At 38.1% G+C, this 16,261-nt stretch carries 16 protein-coding genes; 14 read left to right on the forward strand and 2 right to left on the reverse strand.

Features of this window, described 5'->3' with window-relative positions:
* Position 1: 1 nt before the first annotated feature.
* From CVT13_RS07985 to CVT13_RS08025, 9 genes are all read left to right on the forward strand, one after another.
* A complete protein-coding gene (locus CVT13_RS07985; RefSeq protein WP_107812196.1) occupies positions 2-898 on the forward strand; it encodes a PDC sensor domain-containing protein in 897 nt (298 codons plus the stop codon).
* Positions 895-1,506: an imidazole glycerol phosphate synthase subunit HisH gene (gene hisH, locus CVT13_RS07990; RefSeq protein ID WP_107812197.1), complete on the forward strand. Its 612-nt coding sequence runs from the start codon at positions 895-897 to the stop codon at positions 1,504-1,506. Before CVT13_RS07985 ends, hisH begins: the two co-directional genes overlap by 4 nt.
* Positions 1,506-2,216 carry a 1-(5-phosphoribosyl)-5-[(5-phosphoribosylamino)methylideneamino]imidazole-4-carboxamide isomerase gene (gene hisA / locus CVT13_RS07995; protein WP_107812198.1) on the forward strand — a complete coding sequence of 237 codons (711 nt, stop codon included), beginning with the start codon at positions 1,506-1,508 and terminating at the stop codon, positions 2,214-2,216. The genes hisH and hisA overlap by 1 nt, the downstream gene beginning before the upstream one ends.
* Positions 2,217-2,279: 63 nt before the next feature.
* Complete coding sequence (locus tag CVT13_RS08000) at positions 2,280-2,645, forward strand: chemotaxis response regulator CheY (RefSeq protein ID WP_002939933.1); 366 nt, start codon at positions 2,280-2,282, stop codon at positions 2,643-2,645.
* The gene (locus tag CVT13_RS08005; RefSeq protein WP_107812199.1) at positions 2,645-3,478 is read left to right on the forward strand and encodes a 50S ribosomal protein L11 methyltransferase; all 834 of its coding nucleotides are present in this window, start codon (positions 2,645-2,647) and stop codon (positions 3,476-3,478) included. The genes CVT13_RS08000 and CVT13_RS08005 overlap by 1 nt, the downstream gene beginning before the upstream one ends.
* A complete protein-coding gene (ftsH, locus tag CVT13_RS08010) occupies positions 3,471-5,396 on the forward strand; it encodes an ATP-dependent zinc metalloprotease FtsH (RefSeq protein WP_072594437.1) in 1,926 nt (641 codons plus the stop codon). Before CVT13_RS08005 ends, ftsH begins: the two co-directional genes overlap by 8 nt.
* A 1-nt stretch (position 5,397) precedes the next feature.
* Entirely contained in the window at positions 5,398-6,024 is a 627-nt protein-coding gene (locus tag CVT13_RS08015) for a phosphatidylserine decarboxylase (RefSeq protein WP_107812200.1), read from the forward strand.
* Positions 6,017-6,748 carry a CDP-diacylglycerol--serine O-phosphatidyltransferase gene (pssA, locus tag CVT13_RS08020; protein WP_072594435.1) on the forward strand — a complete coding sequence of 244 codons (732 nt, stop codon included), beginning with the start codon at positions 6,017-6,019 and terminating at the stop codon, positions 6,746-6,748. The genes CVT13_RS08015 and pssA overlap by 8 nt, the downstream gene beginning before the upstream one ends.
* 145 nt (positions 6,749-6,893) lie before the next feature.
* Positions 6,894-8,408 carry a 2-isopropylmalate synthase gene (locus tag CVT13_RS08025; RefSeq protein ID WP_107812201.1) on the forward strand — a complete coding sequence of 505 codons (1,515 nt, stop codon included), beginning with the start codon at positions 6,894-6,896 and terminating at the stop codon, positions 8,406-8,408.
* Between the two features lie 650 nt (positions 8,409-9,058).
* On the opposite strand, the gene CVT13_RS08030 is transcribed toward CVT13_RS08025, so the two are convergent.
* Both CVT13_RS08030 and surE read right to left on the reverse strand, forming a co-directional pair.
* Complete coding sequence (locus CVT13_RS08030; protein WP_107812202.1) at positions 9,059-9,709, reverse strand: ThiF family adenylyltransferase; 651 nt, start codon at positions 9,707-9,709, stop codon at positions 9,059-9,061.
* A complete protein-coding gene (gene surE, locus CVT13_RS08035; RefSeq protein WP_107812203.1) occupies positions 9,699-10,475 on the reverse strand; it encodes a 5'/3'-nucleotidase SurE in 777 nt (258 codons plus the stop codon). The genes CVT13_RS08030 and surE overlap by 11 nt, the downstream gene beginning before the upstream one ends.
* Positions 10,476-10,577: 102 nt before the next feature.
* Between surE and lpxB the strand changes: the two genes are divergently transcribed.
* From lpxB to CVT13_RS08060, 5 genes are all read left to right on the forward strand, one after another.
* The gene (lpxB, locus tag CVT13_RS08040) at positions 10,578-11,612 is read left to right on the forward strand and encodes a lipid-A-disaccharide synthase (RefSeq protein ID WP_107812204.1); all 1,035 of its coding nucleotides are present in this window, start codon (positions 10,578-10,580) and stop codon (positions 11,610-11,612) included.
* Positions 11,613-11,614: 2 nt separating this feature from the next.
* On the forward strand, positions 11,615-12,100 hold the full coding sequence (greA, locus tag CVT13_RS08045; RefSeq protein WP_072594430.1) for a transcription elongation factor GreA: 486 nt from the start codon (positions 11,615-11,617) through the stop codon (positions 12,098-12,100).
* Positions 12,101-12,163: 63 nt separating this feature from the next.
* Entirely contained in the window at positions 12,164-12,955 is a 792-nt protein-coding gene (locus tag CVT13_RS08050; RefSeq protein ID WP_107812205.1) for a UDP-2,3-diacylglucosamine diphosphatase, read from the forward strand.
* Entirely contained in the window at positions 12,955-13,908 is a 954-nt protein-coding gene (locus tag CVT13_RS08055; protein ID WP_021091802.1) for a chemotaxis protein, read from the forward strand. The genes CVT13_RS08050 and CVT13_RS08055 overlap by 1 nt, the downstream gene beginning before the upstream one ends.
* Before the next feature lie 8 nt (positions 13,909-13,916).
* Positions 13,917-16,259 (forward strand): chemotaxis protein CheW, encoded by a 2,343-nt coding sequence (locus CVT13_RS08060; RefSeq protein ID WP_084109471.1) that lies wholly within the window; start codon positions 13,917-13,919, stop codon positions 16,257-16,259.
* The last annotated feature ends 2 nt before the right edge of the window (positions 16,260-16,261 follow it).

Genomic DNA, 16,261 nt, shown 5'->3' on the forward strand with positions numbered 1-16,261 from the left:
TTTGGTTATAAAAGATATTAAGAGATTTAGTGACACGAGATACAAGGCAAGGGCGTATATCTGCTATTTATTTAGTAGAAATTTGCCAAACAGACTGCCTGGAGTGTGCTTAGAAAACATAAAAGCTGGCTTTGATAAGATCAGCCACGAGATAGAAAATTTTGATGCACTATACATTTTAGACGAAAATGGCATACAGATCGAAGACTCGATCAGCCTAAATGAAAAGTATAAAATTCCAAAAGGTGAAAACCGCGCAAATAAAGCCTACTACTACACCGCCGTGCGCGAGAAAAGGTGTGTTTTAAGTGATCCTTATCCATCAAGTCTAAATGGAGGTTTATGTGTCACAGCAAGCGTGCCTATCTATAATGAAAAAAATGAGCTTAAATTTATCGCTTGCATCGATATAAGCCTAGAAAATATCCTAAATATAGTCGATAGCGGCTTTGTCGAGGAGCATTTTGGTAGATTTTTAAAGACAGTTTATGCGCTCTTTTGTGCATCGCTTTTTATGATCTGCGCATTTTTGTTTTGGCACGGCGTAAAGAGCTTTATCTCAAAGAGCATCGAGCATATAAATGTCGAAGAAATTTTTGAATCAACCATCATTTTAACGCTGGCTCTTGCCATTTTTGACCTTGTAAAGACGATATTTGAAGAAGAGGTTTTAGGCAAAAATCACGAAGAAAATAGTGTTATTTATAAGACGATGGTTAGATTTATCGGCTCTATCATCATCGCACTTGCGATCGAGGCGCTCATGCTAGTCTTTAAATTTGCTATCACTGCACCTGAAAATATCATAAACGCTATCTATCTAATAGGCGGTGTGGCGATGCTAATGGCGGCACTTAGCTTTTATCTTTTTAGCGTAAAAAGGCAAGAGAACAGATGATTGCTATTATTGATTATGGTGCGGGCAATATCAAAAGCGTGATAAATGCTTTTGATTTTCTTGACAAAAAATGTACCTTAGTAAGTAAGCCTGAAAATTTAAAGGAGTATTCGCACATTGTTTTGCCAGGCGTTGGAGCTTTTGGTGAGGCGATAACAAAGCTAAAAAATAACGGCATGGACGAAGCCGTAAAAGAAGCTGTAAAAAGCGGCAAAGCTTTTATTGGTATTTGCCTTGGTATGCAGCTTTTGTTTGAAAAAAGCTTTGAGTTTGGCGAGCATGAGGGACTCTCTCTTTTGCCTGGCAAGGTCGTAAAATTTAATGAAGCTAATTTCGATAAGCCATTAAAAATACCTCACATTGGCTGGAACGCTTTGGAATTTAAGCAAAATAGTCCATTAATTTTAGGACTAAAAAAGCTTGAGTATTTATATTTTGTACACAGCTATCACGTGGTTTGTGATGATAAATTTGCACTGGCAAAGACAACTTATGGATATGAATTTACAAGTGCGGTTTGGCATGAAAATATATTTGGCTTTCAGCCTCATCCAGAAAAAAGTCATGAAGCTGGACTTAAAATTTTAGAGAATTTTGCGAGGTTATGATGGAAATTTTTCCAGCGATTGATTTAAAAGAAGGACAAGCGGTTAGACTTAGCAAAGGTCTTATGCAAAGCGCTAAAATTTACAGCAGCGAGCCAAGTGAGCTTGCTAAAAGGTTTGAAGATTACGGTGCAAAATGGCTGCATGTGGTCGATCTTGACGGAGCATTTGCAGGGGAGGCTATAAATTTTAAGACGATCGAAAAGATAGTAAAAGCTACAAATTTAAGCGTCCAAGTGGGCGGTGGCATAAGAGATGAAGAGCGTATAAAGCGCTATTTGGACCTTGGAGTTAGCAGGGTGATCCTTGGCTCAGTTGCCCTTCGTGATCCAGAATTTACAGCAAAAATGGCTGAAATTTATAGAGTTGTAGTTGGCATTGACGCAAAAGATGGCTACGTGGCCGTACAAGGTTGGGACGAGATTTCAAATATAAAAGCAGTCGATCTTGCAAGAAAATTTGCAGATGTTGGCGTGGAAGCTGTGATTTGCACCGATATTAACAAGGATGGAATGCTTGGCGGAGTCAATGTTGAGTTTAGCTTGCAAATAGCTAGAAATAGCAAGCTTGAGACAATAGCAAGTGGTGGCGTGAGTGATATAAATGATATTTTAATGCTAAAAGCCACAAATGAGATTGGTGGCGTAATAGTTGGAAAAGCCTACTATGAAGGGTTGCTTGACCTAAAAGAGGCCTTTAAACTACTTAGGTAGCGTTAAAGCTTTTATAAATTTAAATTAGCTAGAATAGGGCAATTTTTACTAAAAGGATATTATGTGAAGATTTTGGTTGTAGATGACAGTTCAACAATGAGAAGAATCATAAAAAATACTTTACAAAGGTTAGGACATCAAGAAATTCTTGAGGCTGAGCACGGTCTTGAGGCCTGGAATATCTTAACTCAAAATGAAGGTATCGAAGTTCTTATTACTGACTGGAACATGCCTGAGATGAACGGTCTTGAGCTTGTTAAAAAGGTAAGGGCTGAGCAAAAGTATGTTGATATGCCTATCATAATGGTAACAACAGAGGGCGGAAAAGCTGAAGTTATAACAGCTTTAAAAGCAGGTGTTAATAACTACATCGTTAAACCTTTTACGCCACAAGTCTTAAAAGAGAAGCTTGAAGACGTTCTTGGTTAATGAAAGATAAATTCTACGAATTAAGCATAAAAACATCAAATTTTTATGATGAAATTTTAGAGCTAGTTTTCTCTTTTGGAGTTACCTGTGTTGAAGAGCTAGATCACGAGATCATCATCAGGGAAGAGTATGATCTAAAAGATATAGCTTGGGGTATTGAAGAGTATGCAAAAGGGCTCTCTAGTGTTCGTAAAATTTCAAATGATTTAAAAATTTCTCTTAATTTAAAAGAAAATAAAGACTGGCTAGGTGAATATAAAAAGGCAGTTAAGCCTATTTTGGTTGATAAAATTTATGTTAGACCTAGCTGGGAAGAGCCACTTAATGGCGTAACAAATATCATAATCGACCCAGCTCTAGCCTTTGGCTCAGGGCACCATGAAAGTACAAATTCTTGTCTTCTTCTTTTGCAAAAATATGCAAAAAGCGGAAAAGCCGCTCTAGATGTAGGTTGTGGAAGTGGGATATTAAGCATTGCTTTATCGAAGCTTGGCTGCAAGGTCGATGCTTGCGATACAGACGAACAAGCCACGCAAAGCTCACTTAGCAACGCCAAGTTGAATGAAGTTAAATTTAATAAAATTTGGACAGGCTCTATCGCAAATTTAGAGCAAAAATATGATATTGTCGTAGCAAATATCATTGCTGATGTCATTTTTATGCTCTCAAATGACTTAAAAAAGTCACTTAAAAAAGGCGGCTACTTGGTATTGTCAGGAATTTTAAACAAATACGAAGATAGGATTAAAGATACATTTAAGGATTTGGAGCTAATCGAGATAAAACAAAGTAACGATTGGAGTAGCTTTGTTTATAAGGAAATAGATGAATAACCAAAATAATAACCAAAACAATGGCAACAATAACGGTTTTTTTAATAAAAATCCTATTTTCATTTTTGCCATTTTTGCAATAGTTATAGTTTTAGCTTTTAGAAGCTTTAGTGGAGACGGACTAGGTGGCTCTTTTGGGCTAAATAGTAATGCTCAGAGTAAAATGGTAGCTTATTCTGAGTTTAAAGATATGTTAAAAAATAAGCAGCTAAATGAGGTTGCTATCTCAGAAACTACCATAAAAGGCATAGGTAGTGACAAAACTATCTATCTTGCAAAACGTATAAATGATCCAACGCTCATTGGCATACTTGAGCAAAATGGCATAACTTATAGCGTTTATAGCGAAAATAACTGGTTTGGAGATCTTATATTTTCATGGATCATCCCGGTATTTATATTTTTTGCTATTTGGATGTTTATTGCTAGTCGTATGCAAAAGAATATTGGCGGTGGCATACTTGGCATAGGAAGTGCAAAAAAACTTATAAATTCTGAAAAACCAAAAGTTAAGTTTGATGATGTCGCAGGTGTCGAAGAGGCAAAAGAAGAGGTTCAAGAGATAGTTGATTATCTAAAAAGTCCTGATAAATATCTAAGACTTGGGGCAAAAATTCCAAAAGGAATTTTACTAGTTGGCCCTCCAGGTACAGGTAAAACACTTCTTGCAAGAGCAGTTGCAGGCGAGGCAAGTGTGCCATTTTTCTCTATGTCAGCATCAAGCTTTATTGAGATGTTTGTCGGCGTTGGTGCAAGTAGAGTTAGAGATCTTTTTGAAAATGCTAAAAAAGAGGCTCCAGCGATTGTTTTTATAGATGAGATCGATGCGATCGGTAAAAGTAGAAATTCTGGTCCAATGGGTGGCAACGACGAGAGAGAGCAAACGCTAAATCAGCTTCTTTCTGAGATGGATGGCTTTGACGCGGATAAGTCGCCAGTTATCGTTATAGCGGCTACAAATAGACCTGAAGTTTTGGACGCTGCGCTTTTAAGGCCAGGTAGATTTGATAGGCAAGTGCTTGTTGATAAGCCTGATTTTAAAGGACGCTGCGACATTTTAAAAGTTCACATGAAAGATGTAAAGATTGGCAAAGATGTAAATATCGAAGATATTGCAAGGCTTACGACTGGTTTAGCTGGTGCTGATCTTGAAAATATCATAAATGAGGCTGCACTTCTTGCAGGACGGAAGTCAAAGACCTTTGTCGAGCAGGCTGATCTTGTGGAGGCTGTCGAGAGATCGATAGCTGGACTTGAGAAAAAGTCTCGCCGCGTAAATCCAAAAGAAAAAAGAATCGTCACTTATCATGAGTGTGGTCATGCCTTGATAGCTGAGCTAACAAAAGGTGCAAAAAGGGTAACAAAAGTCTCAGTCGTGCCACGTGGTCTTGCGGCACTTGGCTATACTCTAAACACGCCTGAAGAGAATAAATTTATGATGCAAAAGCATGAGCTGATAGCAGAAGTGGATGTGCTTTTGGCTGGTAGAGCTGCTGAAGAGGTGTTTATTAAAGAAATTTCAACTGGAGCTAGCAACGACCTAGAGCGTGCGACTGATATCATAAAAGCTATGGTTAGTATGTATGGTATGAGCGATGTTGCTGGTCTTATGGTGCTTGAAAAGCAACGCGCGACATTTTTAAATGGTGGTCAAAGCATCAAAGATTATAGTGATAAGATGGCTGAAAAGGTTGATGAGTTTGTAAAAACACTTCTTCATGAAAGATACACAGCTGTGCTTGGTTTGCTTGAAATTTATAAAGGTGCTATTGAAAATATGGTATCAGCACTTTATGAAGAAGAAACAATCGAAGGAAAAAGAGTTAGAGAGATCATTAAAAACTATGAGATCGAAAATGATCTAGAGAGCAGACTCGTAGAGACCGAAGAAGACGAAAAGAGTAAAAAAGAGGAATAAAATGAGTGGCTATATTGTGAAAGCGGGATATAAATTTATATTATTTTTTCTAATTTTATTTGTTTTATCTTTGCTATTTGGGATCTTGCCACTACTTTTTACTATTTTACTTTTTTTGGGACTTTATTTTTTTAGAGATCCTGAGAGAGAGCCATTTTCTGATGATAAATTGGCTTTACTATCGCCGATTGATGGCAAGATAAAAGAGATTAGTGCTTCAAATTTTGATAATAATGAAGTAGCTAAGATCGTTATAAAAAAATCTTTTTTTGATGTTGGTACATTAAGGGCTGTAAGTGATGTAAAAGTAGCTGAAATACGCAAAAGACATGGCTTATTTTTGTGTCAAGCTATGAAAATTTCAGAATTTTTAAATGAAAGAGCGATTATTCGCTTTGAAAAAGAAAATATAAAATTTGTTATGAAAATTATAGCTGGGGCTTTCAGTAGAAGTTTAGAAATTTCAAATGTTACTAGCCTGAAAGCATCTAGAAAATTTGGTTTTTTAGGAAGTGGTGAGGTGATTTTATACCTACCAAGAGATACTAAGATATGTGTAAGCGTTGGAGAAAGCGTAAAGGCTGCTTCACTTTTGGGATATTTTGAAGAGGGAAAAATAGATGAATAACATACAAAAGATGCAACTAATGTATATCTTGCCAAATTTATTTACAGCAGCTAGTGCTTTTTTGGGTGTTATTAGTATTATTTCATCTATTCAAGGTAACTATTTTAAAGCCATTATTTATATAATCTTATCGCTTATTTTAGATGGACTTGATGGACGTGTGGCTAGACTTACAAAGACAACTAGTAAATTTGGGGTAGAGTTTGATAGCCTTGCAGATCTTGTTGCTTTTGGTGTAGCACCAGCGATTTTATTTTATTTGACTATTGGTAAAAATTTTGGCAGATTTGGAGCACTTATAGCTGCTATGTTTGTGGTTTTTGGAGCTATCAGGCTTGCTCGCTTCAATGTCACTACTGGTACATATGAGCCAAATGTTTTTATCGGACTTCCTATACCATCAGCAGCTATTGTGAGCGTACTTTGGGTTGGTATTTATATCGACTATACTTTTTTAGAAGGATTTGAGTGGTGCTTGATGCTACTTGAAGCTACTTTGGCAGCTTTAATGGTTAGTAACATTCGCTATCCAAGCTTTAAAAAAATAAATTTAAAACAAACTCACGTGATAAGAATTTTAGTAGCTCTTGTGGTTGCGTTTTCGATGCTTTATCTATATCCATTTGAAAGTGCGACTTTGGTTATGAGTGTCTATATGCTTTATGGCATAGTAAGAGCCACTATAATGTTTAGTAAAAATTCTAAAAAAAAGGAGAGCGAATGAGCGAAAATGGCGTCATAAAATCACGTAAATTTTTACCAAAAATCGAAATCAAAAACTCTCTACTGCTGCTACTTAGGTAGCAAATTTCTCTTTACTTAACTCATCAAATTTAAAATTTAAATATAAAAAACAAAAAAGGACAAAAATGGATAAGAATAAAATTATAATCTTTGATACGACTTTAAGAGATGGTGAGCAAAGCCCTGGTGCATCGATGAATACAGCCGAAAAACTACAGATCGCACTTCAGCTTGAAAGGCTTGGTGTGGATGTTATGGAGGCCGGATTTGCAGCAGCAAGCCCAGGGGATTTTGATGCGGTAAACCAAATAGCAAAGCAAGCCTCAAATATCACGGTTTGCTCTCTTGCACGCGCAGTTGAGCGTGATATTAAGGCAGCTGGCGAGGCATTGGCTCCAGCTAAAAATAAGAGAATTCATACATTTATAGCGACAAGCCCAATTCATATGGAGTACAAGCTAAAAATGAGCCCAGATGAAGTAATAAAACGTGCAGTTGAGTCTATAAAATACGCAAAAACCTTTTGCGATGATGTGGAGTTTAGCTGCGAGGACGCTTGTAGAAGTGAAATGAGCTTTTTAAAAGAAATTTGTGATGCTGCCATAAATGCTGGTGCAAAAACTTTAAATATCCCTGATACGGTTGGTTATTTATATCCTGAAGAGATAACTGCTCGCATTAGTGAAATAGTAAAATTTGTAGGCGATAGAGCGATAATATCTGTGCATAATCACAATGACTTAGGCATGGCTACGGCAAACTCGTTAGCGGCCATAAAAGCTGGTGCAAGGCAGGTCGAAGGCACGATAAATGGTATAGGTGAGCGCGCCGGAAATGCTGCGCTTGAAGAGATTGTGATGGCTATCAAAACCCGCCAAGACGTCTTTGCCCCACTTTATACAGACATTATCTCAAAAGAAATTTATCCAACTTCAAGACTGATTGCTAGTATTATAGGCATTGAGCCTCAACCAAACAAAGCTATCGTTGGTAAAAACGCATTTGCTCATGAGAGTGGCATACATCAAGACGGCGTGCTAAAACACAAAGAGACCTATGAAATAATTAGCGCTGAGAGTATAGGCCTTGAGAAAAATTCTCTTGTTTTAGGTAAGCATAGTGGTCGCCACGCGTTTAAAGATAAGCTTGCTAGCCTTGGATTTGACCTTGATAGCGATGCTCTTAATAAGGCATTTGAAAAATTTAAAGAGCTAGCTGATAAGAAAAAAGAGATATTTGATGATGATATTAGAGCTCTTGTGGCTGAAGAGATTACAAAAATTCCACAAGCTTATGAGATCACGGCTCTTCTTCAAAGTAGTGGCGGAAGCCTTGCAAGTGCTTCAATTAGAATAAAACACAATGATGAAATCATCAATGACTCAGCTCTAGGAAATGGTACCGCTGATGCGATATTTAAGGTAGTTGATCGTATTAGTGGCATTAGTGGTACGCTCAAAGACTATAAAGTGGCGTCTGTTTCTCAAGGTAAAGATGCACTTGCAAAGGTTGATGTAAAGGTCGAGTTTGAGGGCAAAACGGCTGTAATAGGACATGGACTTGATATAGATACTATGATGGCAAGCGCAAAAGCCTATGTTGGCGCACTAAATAGCTACCTTCGCATACATAAAAACTAAAATTTTAGCCGGCTACTAAATTTGCAGCTGGCTACTTTAAATTTAATCCAAAAACTATATAAATTTTTAAAATTTAAAGTCTTTGTTTAAAAAATAGAATTTTAGTATCTTTCTTTGCAAATTTTAAAATCTTACTCACTCACCTTAGCAACTTACTAATTTTAGGGCTCATAAACATTCGCCACTAAATTTAGAAGCGTGATATATTCGCTCATAAATTTTAAAATTTGATAGAGTTTAGACCGCATGCGGTGCGAAGCACTAGAGCATGCCCCTTGAATGTGTGAGGGATTTGGGGGGGATTAAAGGGGGATGAGGGGATAGATTTCGTGTCTGCCACGTAGTTGCGAGCCTGAGAAGTAAAATTTAAGTCCCCTTGCCTACCTTTTGAATAAAAAATGAAAATTTAATCAAGCCGTCTTTGCAAATTTTAAACTTTCATTCGCTCGCAAGAATTGATTACTAAAATTTGGCTTCGCTTACCGCTTATCTCAAATTTTAGAGCCGAAATTACTCGCTCATAAATTTTAAAATTTGCTAGATTCTCATCTTGGATTGTTAAATTCGTGTTTTGTAGAGCTAGCTATTAAATTTATATCTAAAAATGCCAGCTCTAATTTGAAATTTTACTCGGAGAATAAATTTTTGACTTACTGCCCAACTATCTTTTTAACAGCTAGTGAAGCTAAATTTAGTCCAAAGCAAGCAGTCACGCCCATGAAGCTTCCAAGTGGCTTGCAAAGTGGCTCTTCAACCGAAAAGACCACGTCAAATTTACCGCTAAAGCCTGATCTTTTGAGCTCATATCTATATTTTCTAGCTAGCGGATCGACCGAGGTTTTCCACACGCTAGCCACCTTTATCTTGGTTGGATCAATCCTTTTTGCACCACCCATAGAGGCTATAAATTTGCCAGGATCTACCACATTTGCAAGGGCGATCTTGGCAGTGATATCATCGATCGCATCGATCACTACGTCAAATTTACTAAAGTCAAAACCAGCAATAAATTCTGGCGTGATTAGCGTCTGAATAGGCGTTATACAAGGATAAATCTTGGCAAATTCCTCCACCTTTACGCCGCCAACGTTTTCGCTGTAAATTTGGCGGTTTTGATTTGTCACATCAAAGATGTCTTTGTCGATCAATGTGATATGCCCAACTCCACTTCTAGCAAGCGCATCCACGCACATTCCGCCCACACCACCAGCTCCGCAAACTAGCACTTTCGCACTTTGAAGCCTGCTAAAACCATCCTCGCCAAAGAGCCATCTTATCCTCGTAAATCTATCATTTTGCATCAAATTTCCCCTTTAAGCCCTCCAAACTTTCATACGAAGTCATGTTTAGTTTTATAGGCGTTATCGTGGCAAAGCCCTCATTTACCTTGCTGATGTCGCTTGGCTCGCCCTTTTCGTATTCAAGCGCAGCGTTTCCAAGCCAGTAGTACTCGATGCCTCTTGGATTGCGATTAAGCGTAGCATGCGTTGCATAGGTGCGTTTGCCAGCTGGGACGACGGAGTAGCCTTTGAAATTTTTGCTAGTTACAGCCGGAATATTTATATTTAGAAATTCTCTTTGATTTAGCGAAATTTCACCCTCTAGCACCTTTGGTACGATAAATTTCACTACCTCTTTTGCTAGCTCAAAGCCAAGTTCATTTAGTGAGTTATTCGCATAAAACTGCGAAAAAGCGATGCTTCTAATGCCCTGTAAAACGCCCTCCATCGCCGCTCCACACGTGCCAGAGTAGGTGATGTCCTCGCCCAAATTTGCTCCGTGATTTATGCCGCTTATCACCAGATCTGGTTTTTTGTTATAAAGTGCGTGAAGTGCGAGATAGACGCAATCACTAGGCGTTGCGTCATCGAGTTTAAAAAAGTTATCATCAAGTTTTATAAACCTAAGCGGCCTTGTAAGTGTCAAAGAGTGAGCGCAGGCTGATTTTTCTGAGCTTGGAGCTACGATCGTGACATTTACGCCATCTAGCTCGCTTAAAACTTCTTTTAAGGCAAGCAGCCCAGTCGCCTCAAATCCATCGTCATTTGTTATCAAAATTTCTTTCAAATTTTATCCTTTAAAGGGTTGGATTTTATCACAGCTTTCTTAAAATTTTAAAGAATTTTTGCGTATAATGCCCCCAAAAAAAGACCTGATGAAAGTGTGTAAATGAAAATTTTAGTCTCCGCTCTTGAGCCATCGGCAAATTTGCATTTAAAAGAAATTTTGAAAAATTTTGAGGGCGAATTTGAGCTAATGGGAATTTTTAGCGAAGAGCTTGGCACGCCATATATGAAAAGTAGCGAGTTTTCAGCGATGGGCTTTGTCGAGGTTTTGCCGCTCATCTTTAAAGCCAAAAAAGCGATGAAGGTGATGAGCCAGATGGCAAAAGAGGCTGATGCTGTGCTACTAATAGACAGCCCAGCTTTTAATCTGCCGCTTGCAAAAGCGATAAAAGAGTCTGGTGCAAAGACGGCCGTGACATACTATATCTTGCCTCAAGTTTGGGCGTGGAAGCCAAAAAGAGTGAGCGCGGTTGAGAGGTATTGTGACAACCTAGCTTCGATCCTTCCATTTGATGCGAAATTTTATAGCCGATCGACCTACGTGGGACATCCTTTGATGGATGAGATAAAGCTTAAAAAAACTAGCCTAAGCAGTAGTGGCAAAGTGGCGTTTTTACCGGGATCAAGAAGGTCAGAGATTTCAAGACTTATGCCAGTTTATAGAGAGCTTGCTAAGAATATTGAGGCAAAAATACTACTTGTTGTGCCACCATTTTTGCTTGATAAAGTGGGCGAAATTTATGGAGATGTTAGCGATTTTGAGGTCGTCTCAAACACGCCTGAAGCTTTGTATGAGAGTGATTTTGCCTTTGTTTGCTCTGGCACTGCTACGCTTGAAGCAGCGCTCATTGGCACACCATTTGTGCTAGCCTATAAAGCAAAAGCGATAGACGTTTTCATAGCTAGAAAATTTGTAAAGATCAAGCACGCAGGACTTGCAAACATAATGTTTGATTTCATGGGCAAAGAGCCACTTCATGAGGAGTTTATCCAAGAATTTGCAACAGCTGAAAATTTGCTAAGAGCTTATGAGAGCTGCAATAGGCAGAAATTTTTAAAAGGCTGTGATGAACTAAGGGCTTATTTAGGGCATGGCAGCAGTAAAAATGTAGTAAAAATTTTAAAGAATATGGAGTAAAAATGAGTGAACCAATGACAATGCATGGATATGAGAAGATAGAAGCTGAGCTAAAAGACCTAAGGCTGGTGCAACGCCCTCAAATCGTAACTGAGATAGATATCGCAAGAAGCCACGGCGATCTAAAAGAAAATGCTGAGTATCACGCTGCAAAAGAAAAACAAGCCTTTATAGATGCTAGGATCGCTGAGCTTAGCGCGCTTCTTGCAAATGCCGAAGTGATCGATCCAAGTAGCTATGAGCACGATAGAGTTAGGTTTGGCTCAAGTGTGACGATAATGGACGAGGAAACCGAAATAGAGCACACATATACGATAGTTGGCATTAGTGAAAGCGACATCGATAAAGGCTATATCTCGATAAACTCACCTCTTGCAAAGCAACTTTTGGGTAAGGCTGAGGGCGATGAAGTAGTGCTAAATTTACCAAAAGGTAGAAGCGACGTTGAGATTGTAAAAATTTGCTATAAGCCTATAAAATTTGACTAAAAAGATGAGACAAAGAGCTAAAAACTGCTTTTTGGCTCTGCTAATTTTTAATTAAGGCAAAATTTGAGCGAATATCTATATGCCCCTATTATAAAAGAAGGTGCGATCTTTTTAGCTGATGCACATGAAAACGTAAACCGCGATGGCTTTTTAAAATTTTTAAGAGCTGTTAATAGTGGCGAGATCAAAGAGCCACCACAAATTTTTTTATTAGGCGATATGTTTGACTTTCTAACGGGCGAGGGCGAATATACAAGAGAATTTTACTCTGAGCACTTAAGCCTTATAAATAAAATTTCACAAAAGGTAGAAATTGTTTACTTCGAGGGCAACCACGATTTTAGACTTTCAAATTTATTTAATAAAACAATAGAAATTTGGGATGGGCACGAGATGCTGCGCTATAAAAGCGTTAGGGTTTATGATATTTACGATCAGCCAGCAAATTTCAAAACGATCAATGAAGAACGCGTTCAGATCGCACATGGTGATATATTTTTACCTTTTATAGATAAATATGCACTTAGATTTTTGCGCCTTAGATGGTTTTTAAAATTTATGAATGCTTTGGATAAATTTTTAAATTTTAAAATATCAAAAGCGATATTAGCCAGACTTACTAAGAAAAATTTGGACTATAAAATTCCTAATTTTAAGGAGCTAATGAGCAAGCATTTGCAAGGATATGAGGCCGGCATTGTGATAGAAGGACACTATCATCAAGGCGAGCAATTTAACATTTACGATAAGTTTTATATAAATTTACCTTGTTTTGCATGTGAGCAAAGTTATTTTGTTGTAGAATACGCCCAGCAAAAATTAAATTTGCTCAAAATGAGTTTGAAAGGACATTGATGTTTGGAGATAACGTACTAAAAACGGACTCAAACGAGATGGAACTTGTTGATTTTCGTATCTTTAAAAAGACCGAAAACAAAGTATATGAAGGAATATACGGAGTCAATGTCGCAAAGGTGCGGGAGATCATTAAGATGCCAAATCTTACCGAGCTTCCTGGTGTTCCCGAGTATATTGAGGGAATTTTTGATTTAAGAGGCGTAGTGATCCCTGTCATAAATTTGGCAAGATGGATGAATATTATCGAGCCAACCGAAGGCGTAGTTATAAAGCCACGTGTTATTATTGCTGAGTTTAGTGGTATTTTGATCGGTTTTATCGTCCATGAGGCAAAAAGGATCAGGCGTATAAGCTGGAAAGATATCGAGCCTGCAAATTTTGCTTCAGGTTCTGGCGCTTTAGATAAAGGTAAAATAACAGGCGTAACAAGAATAGAAAATGATGAAGTTTTACTTATTCTTGATCTTGAAAGCATAGTAGAAGAGCTTGGAATTTACTCACCAAAGATCGAATTTGATGTAACAGACGATCAAAAACTAAAAGGTGCTGCTTTGGTTTTAGATGATAGCTCGACTGCTAGAAAGCTAGTAAAAGACGCACTTGAGAAAATGGGACTTAGCGTGGTTGAGGCTAAAAACGGCGTTGAGGGCTTGGAAAGAATGGAAGAGCTTTATCAAAGATACGGAGATAACCTATCAAGAGAGCTTAGAGTTATCTTAAGTGATATCGAAATGCCACAGATGGATGGATACCGCTTTGCTTCAACTCTTAAAAATGATGAAAGATTTAAAGAAGTTCCAATAGTATTTAACTCCTCATTGAGTAATGATTTTAGTGAAATCAAGAGCAAAGAAGCTGGTGGTGCGGCGTATCTTACGAAATTTGATGCAAGCATATTTTATCAAGAAGTGCTAAAAGTTATTGAAGCACATTCTAAATCTGCAAAATGAGGTGAAACATGGATGATATGAAAGAAATAATGGAAGACTTTTTAATAGAGGCTTTCGAACTTATTGAGCAGATAGATCATGACCTTGTTGAACTTGAGTCAAACCCTGAAGATTTGGAATTATTAAATAGAATTTTCCGCGTTGCTCACACAGTAAAAGGTAGTTCAAGTTTTTTAAATTTTGATGTTTTAACAGAGCTTACTCACCATATGGAGGATGTTTTAAATAAAGCTAGAAAAGGCGAGCTAAAGATCACTCCAGACATTATGGACGTAGTTCTTGAGTCAGTTGATATGATGAAAGGCTTGTTAAGCAGTATTAGAGATCATGGAAATGATACAGCTGCTGGCATTGATATTAAAAATATTTGCGCAAGACTTACTCAAATTTCTGAAGGCGAAGCCCCAGCAGCAGCTCCTGAAGCTCCTGCCACACCGGTAGCTGAGCCAACACCAGAGCCAGAGCCAGCCGCGCCTACCGAAGAAGTACCAGAGATAAGTGATGCTGAGCTTTCAAAGCTAAGTGATTCAGAAGTTGAAGCAGAAATAGAAAGACTCTTAAAAGTTAGAAAGGCTGAGGATCAAGCAAGGCGTGCTTCAAAAGGTATAGCTCCAAAATCTCCTAGCGAGATAGCCCCAGCCGCAAGTAGTACTTCAGCTCCAGCTGCAAAAGCAGAGAGTAAGGAAAAAGACGGAGATAAAAAGGTCCCAGCAGCAAGCAGCGGTGCAGTAGCACAGGAACAAACTATACGCGTTGAAGTAAAAAGACTTGATCATTTGATGAATCTAATCGGTGAGCTTGTTCTTGGTAAAAACCGCTTATTAAAAATTTATGATGACGTGGAAGAGAGATATGAGGGTGAGAAATTCCTTGAAGAGCTAAATCAAGTAGTCTCAAGCCTAAGTCTAGTTACGACTGATATACAGCTTGCCGTTATGAAGACAAGAATGCTTCCAATAGCAAAAGTCTTTAATAAATTCCCACGTATGATACGCGATCTTAGCCGCGACCTTGGTAAGCAAATCGATCTTGAAATTTCAGGTGAAGAGACTGAGCTTGATAAGTCAATCGTAGAAGAGATCGGCGATCCACTAGTTCACATCATCAGAAATTCATGCGATCACGGTATCGAGGATCCCGAGACAAGAAAGGCCGCAGGTAAGCCTGAAAAAGGCCTTGTTCAGCTAAAAGCTTACAATGAAGGCAATCATATCGTTGTTGAGATAGTTGATGATGGTAAAGGCTTAGATGCTGACATGCTTAAATCTAAATCGATAGAAAAAGGCATCATCACTGAGCGCGAAGCTGATGCGATGAGCGAAAAAGAGGCATTTGGACTTATCTTTAGACCAGGATTTTCAACTGCGGCAAAGGTTACAAACGTATCTGGTCGTGGTGTTGGTATGGACGTTGTTAAGACTAATATCGAAAAACTAAACGGTATCATTGATATTGAAAGTGAAGTTGGAAAAGGCACAGTTATGAAGCTTAAAATTCCACTCACACTTGCGATTATTCAGTCGCTACTTGTTGGAACGCAAGAAGAATTTTACGCTATTCCACTTGCTAGTGTTCTTGAAACTGTTCGTGTGCCGATTGATGATATCTACACGATCGATGGCAAAAATGTACTAAGGCTAAGAGATGAAGTCTTATCTCTTGTTAGACTCTCTGATGTATTTGGTGTAGAAAAAGCTTTTGATGGTGGAGATCAAACTTATGTCGTAATAATCGGTGTTGCTGAAGCAAAACTAGGTATTATCGTCGATACTTTGGTTGGGCAAGAAGAGATTGTTATTAAATCAATGGGTGATTATTTGCAAAATATCCCAGGTATTGCTGGTGCGACTATTAGAGGTGATGGCCGTGTGACATTGATTATCGATGTTGGTGCTATGATGGAGATGGCAAAAGATATCAAGGTAGATATTAGAGCCGAAATAGAAGATAGCACAAAAGCAAAGGAAAAACCAAGCGATTATAAAGTCTTGATAGTTGATGACTCAAAAATGGATAGAACTATCATGCAAAAAGCGCTTGAACCAACTGGGGTAACGATAATAGAGGCCACAAATGGTGTTGAGGCATTAAATATCGTAAAATCCGGAGAGCACTCCTTTGATGCGATCTTGATAGATATTGAGATGCCAAGAATGGATGGATATACACTAGCTGGCGAAATTAGAAAATACTCTAAGTATAGAAATTTACCGCTTATTGCTGTTACATCAAGGACGTCAAAAACAGATAGGTTGCGTGGCGTAGAAGTTGGAATGACTGAGTATATTACAAAACCATATTCAGCCGAGTACTTAGAAAATGTCGTTAGAAAGAATATAAAATTAGCTTAGGG

Origin of the sequence: Campylobacter concisus (assembly GCF_003049085.1) — a bacterium.
GTDB classification, from domain to species: Bacteria; Campylobacterota; Campylobacteria; order Campylobacterales; family Campylobacteraceae; genus Campylobacter_A; species Campylobacter_A concisus_H.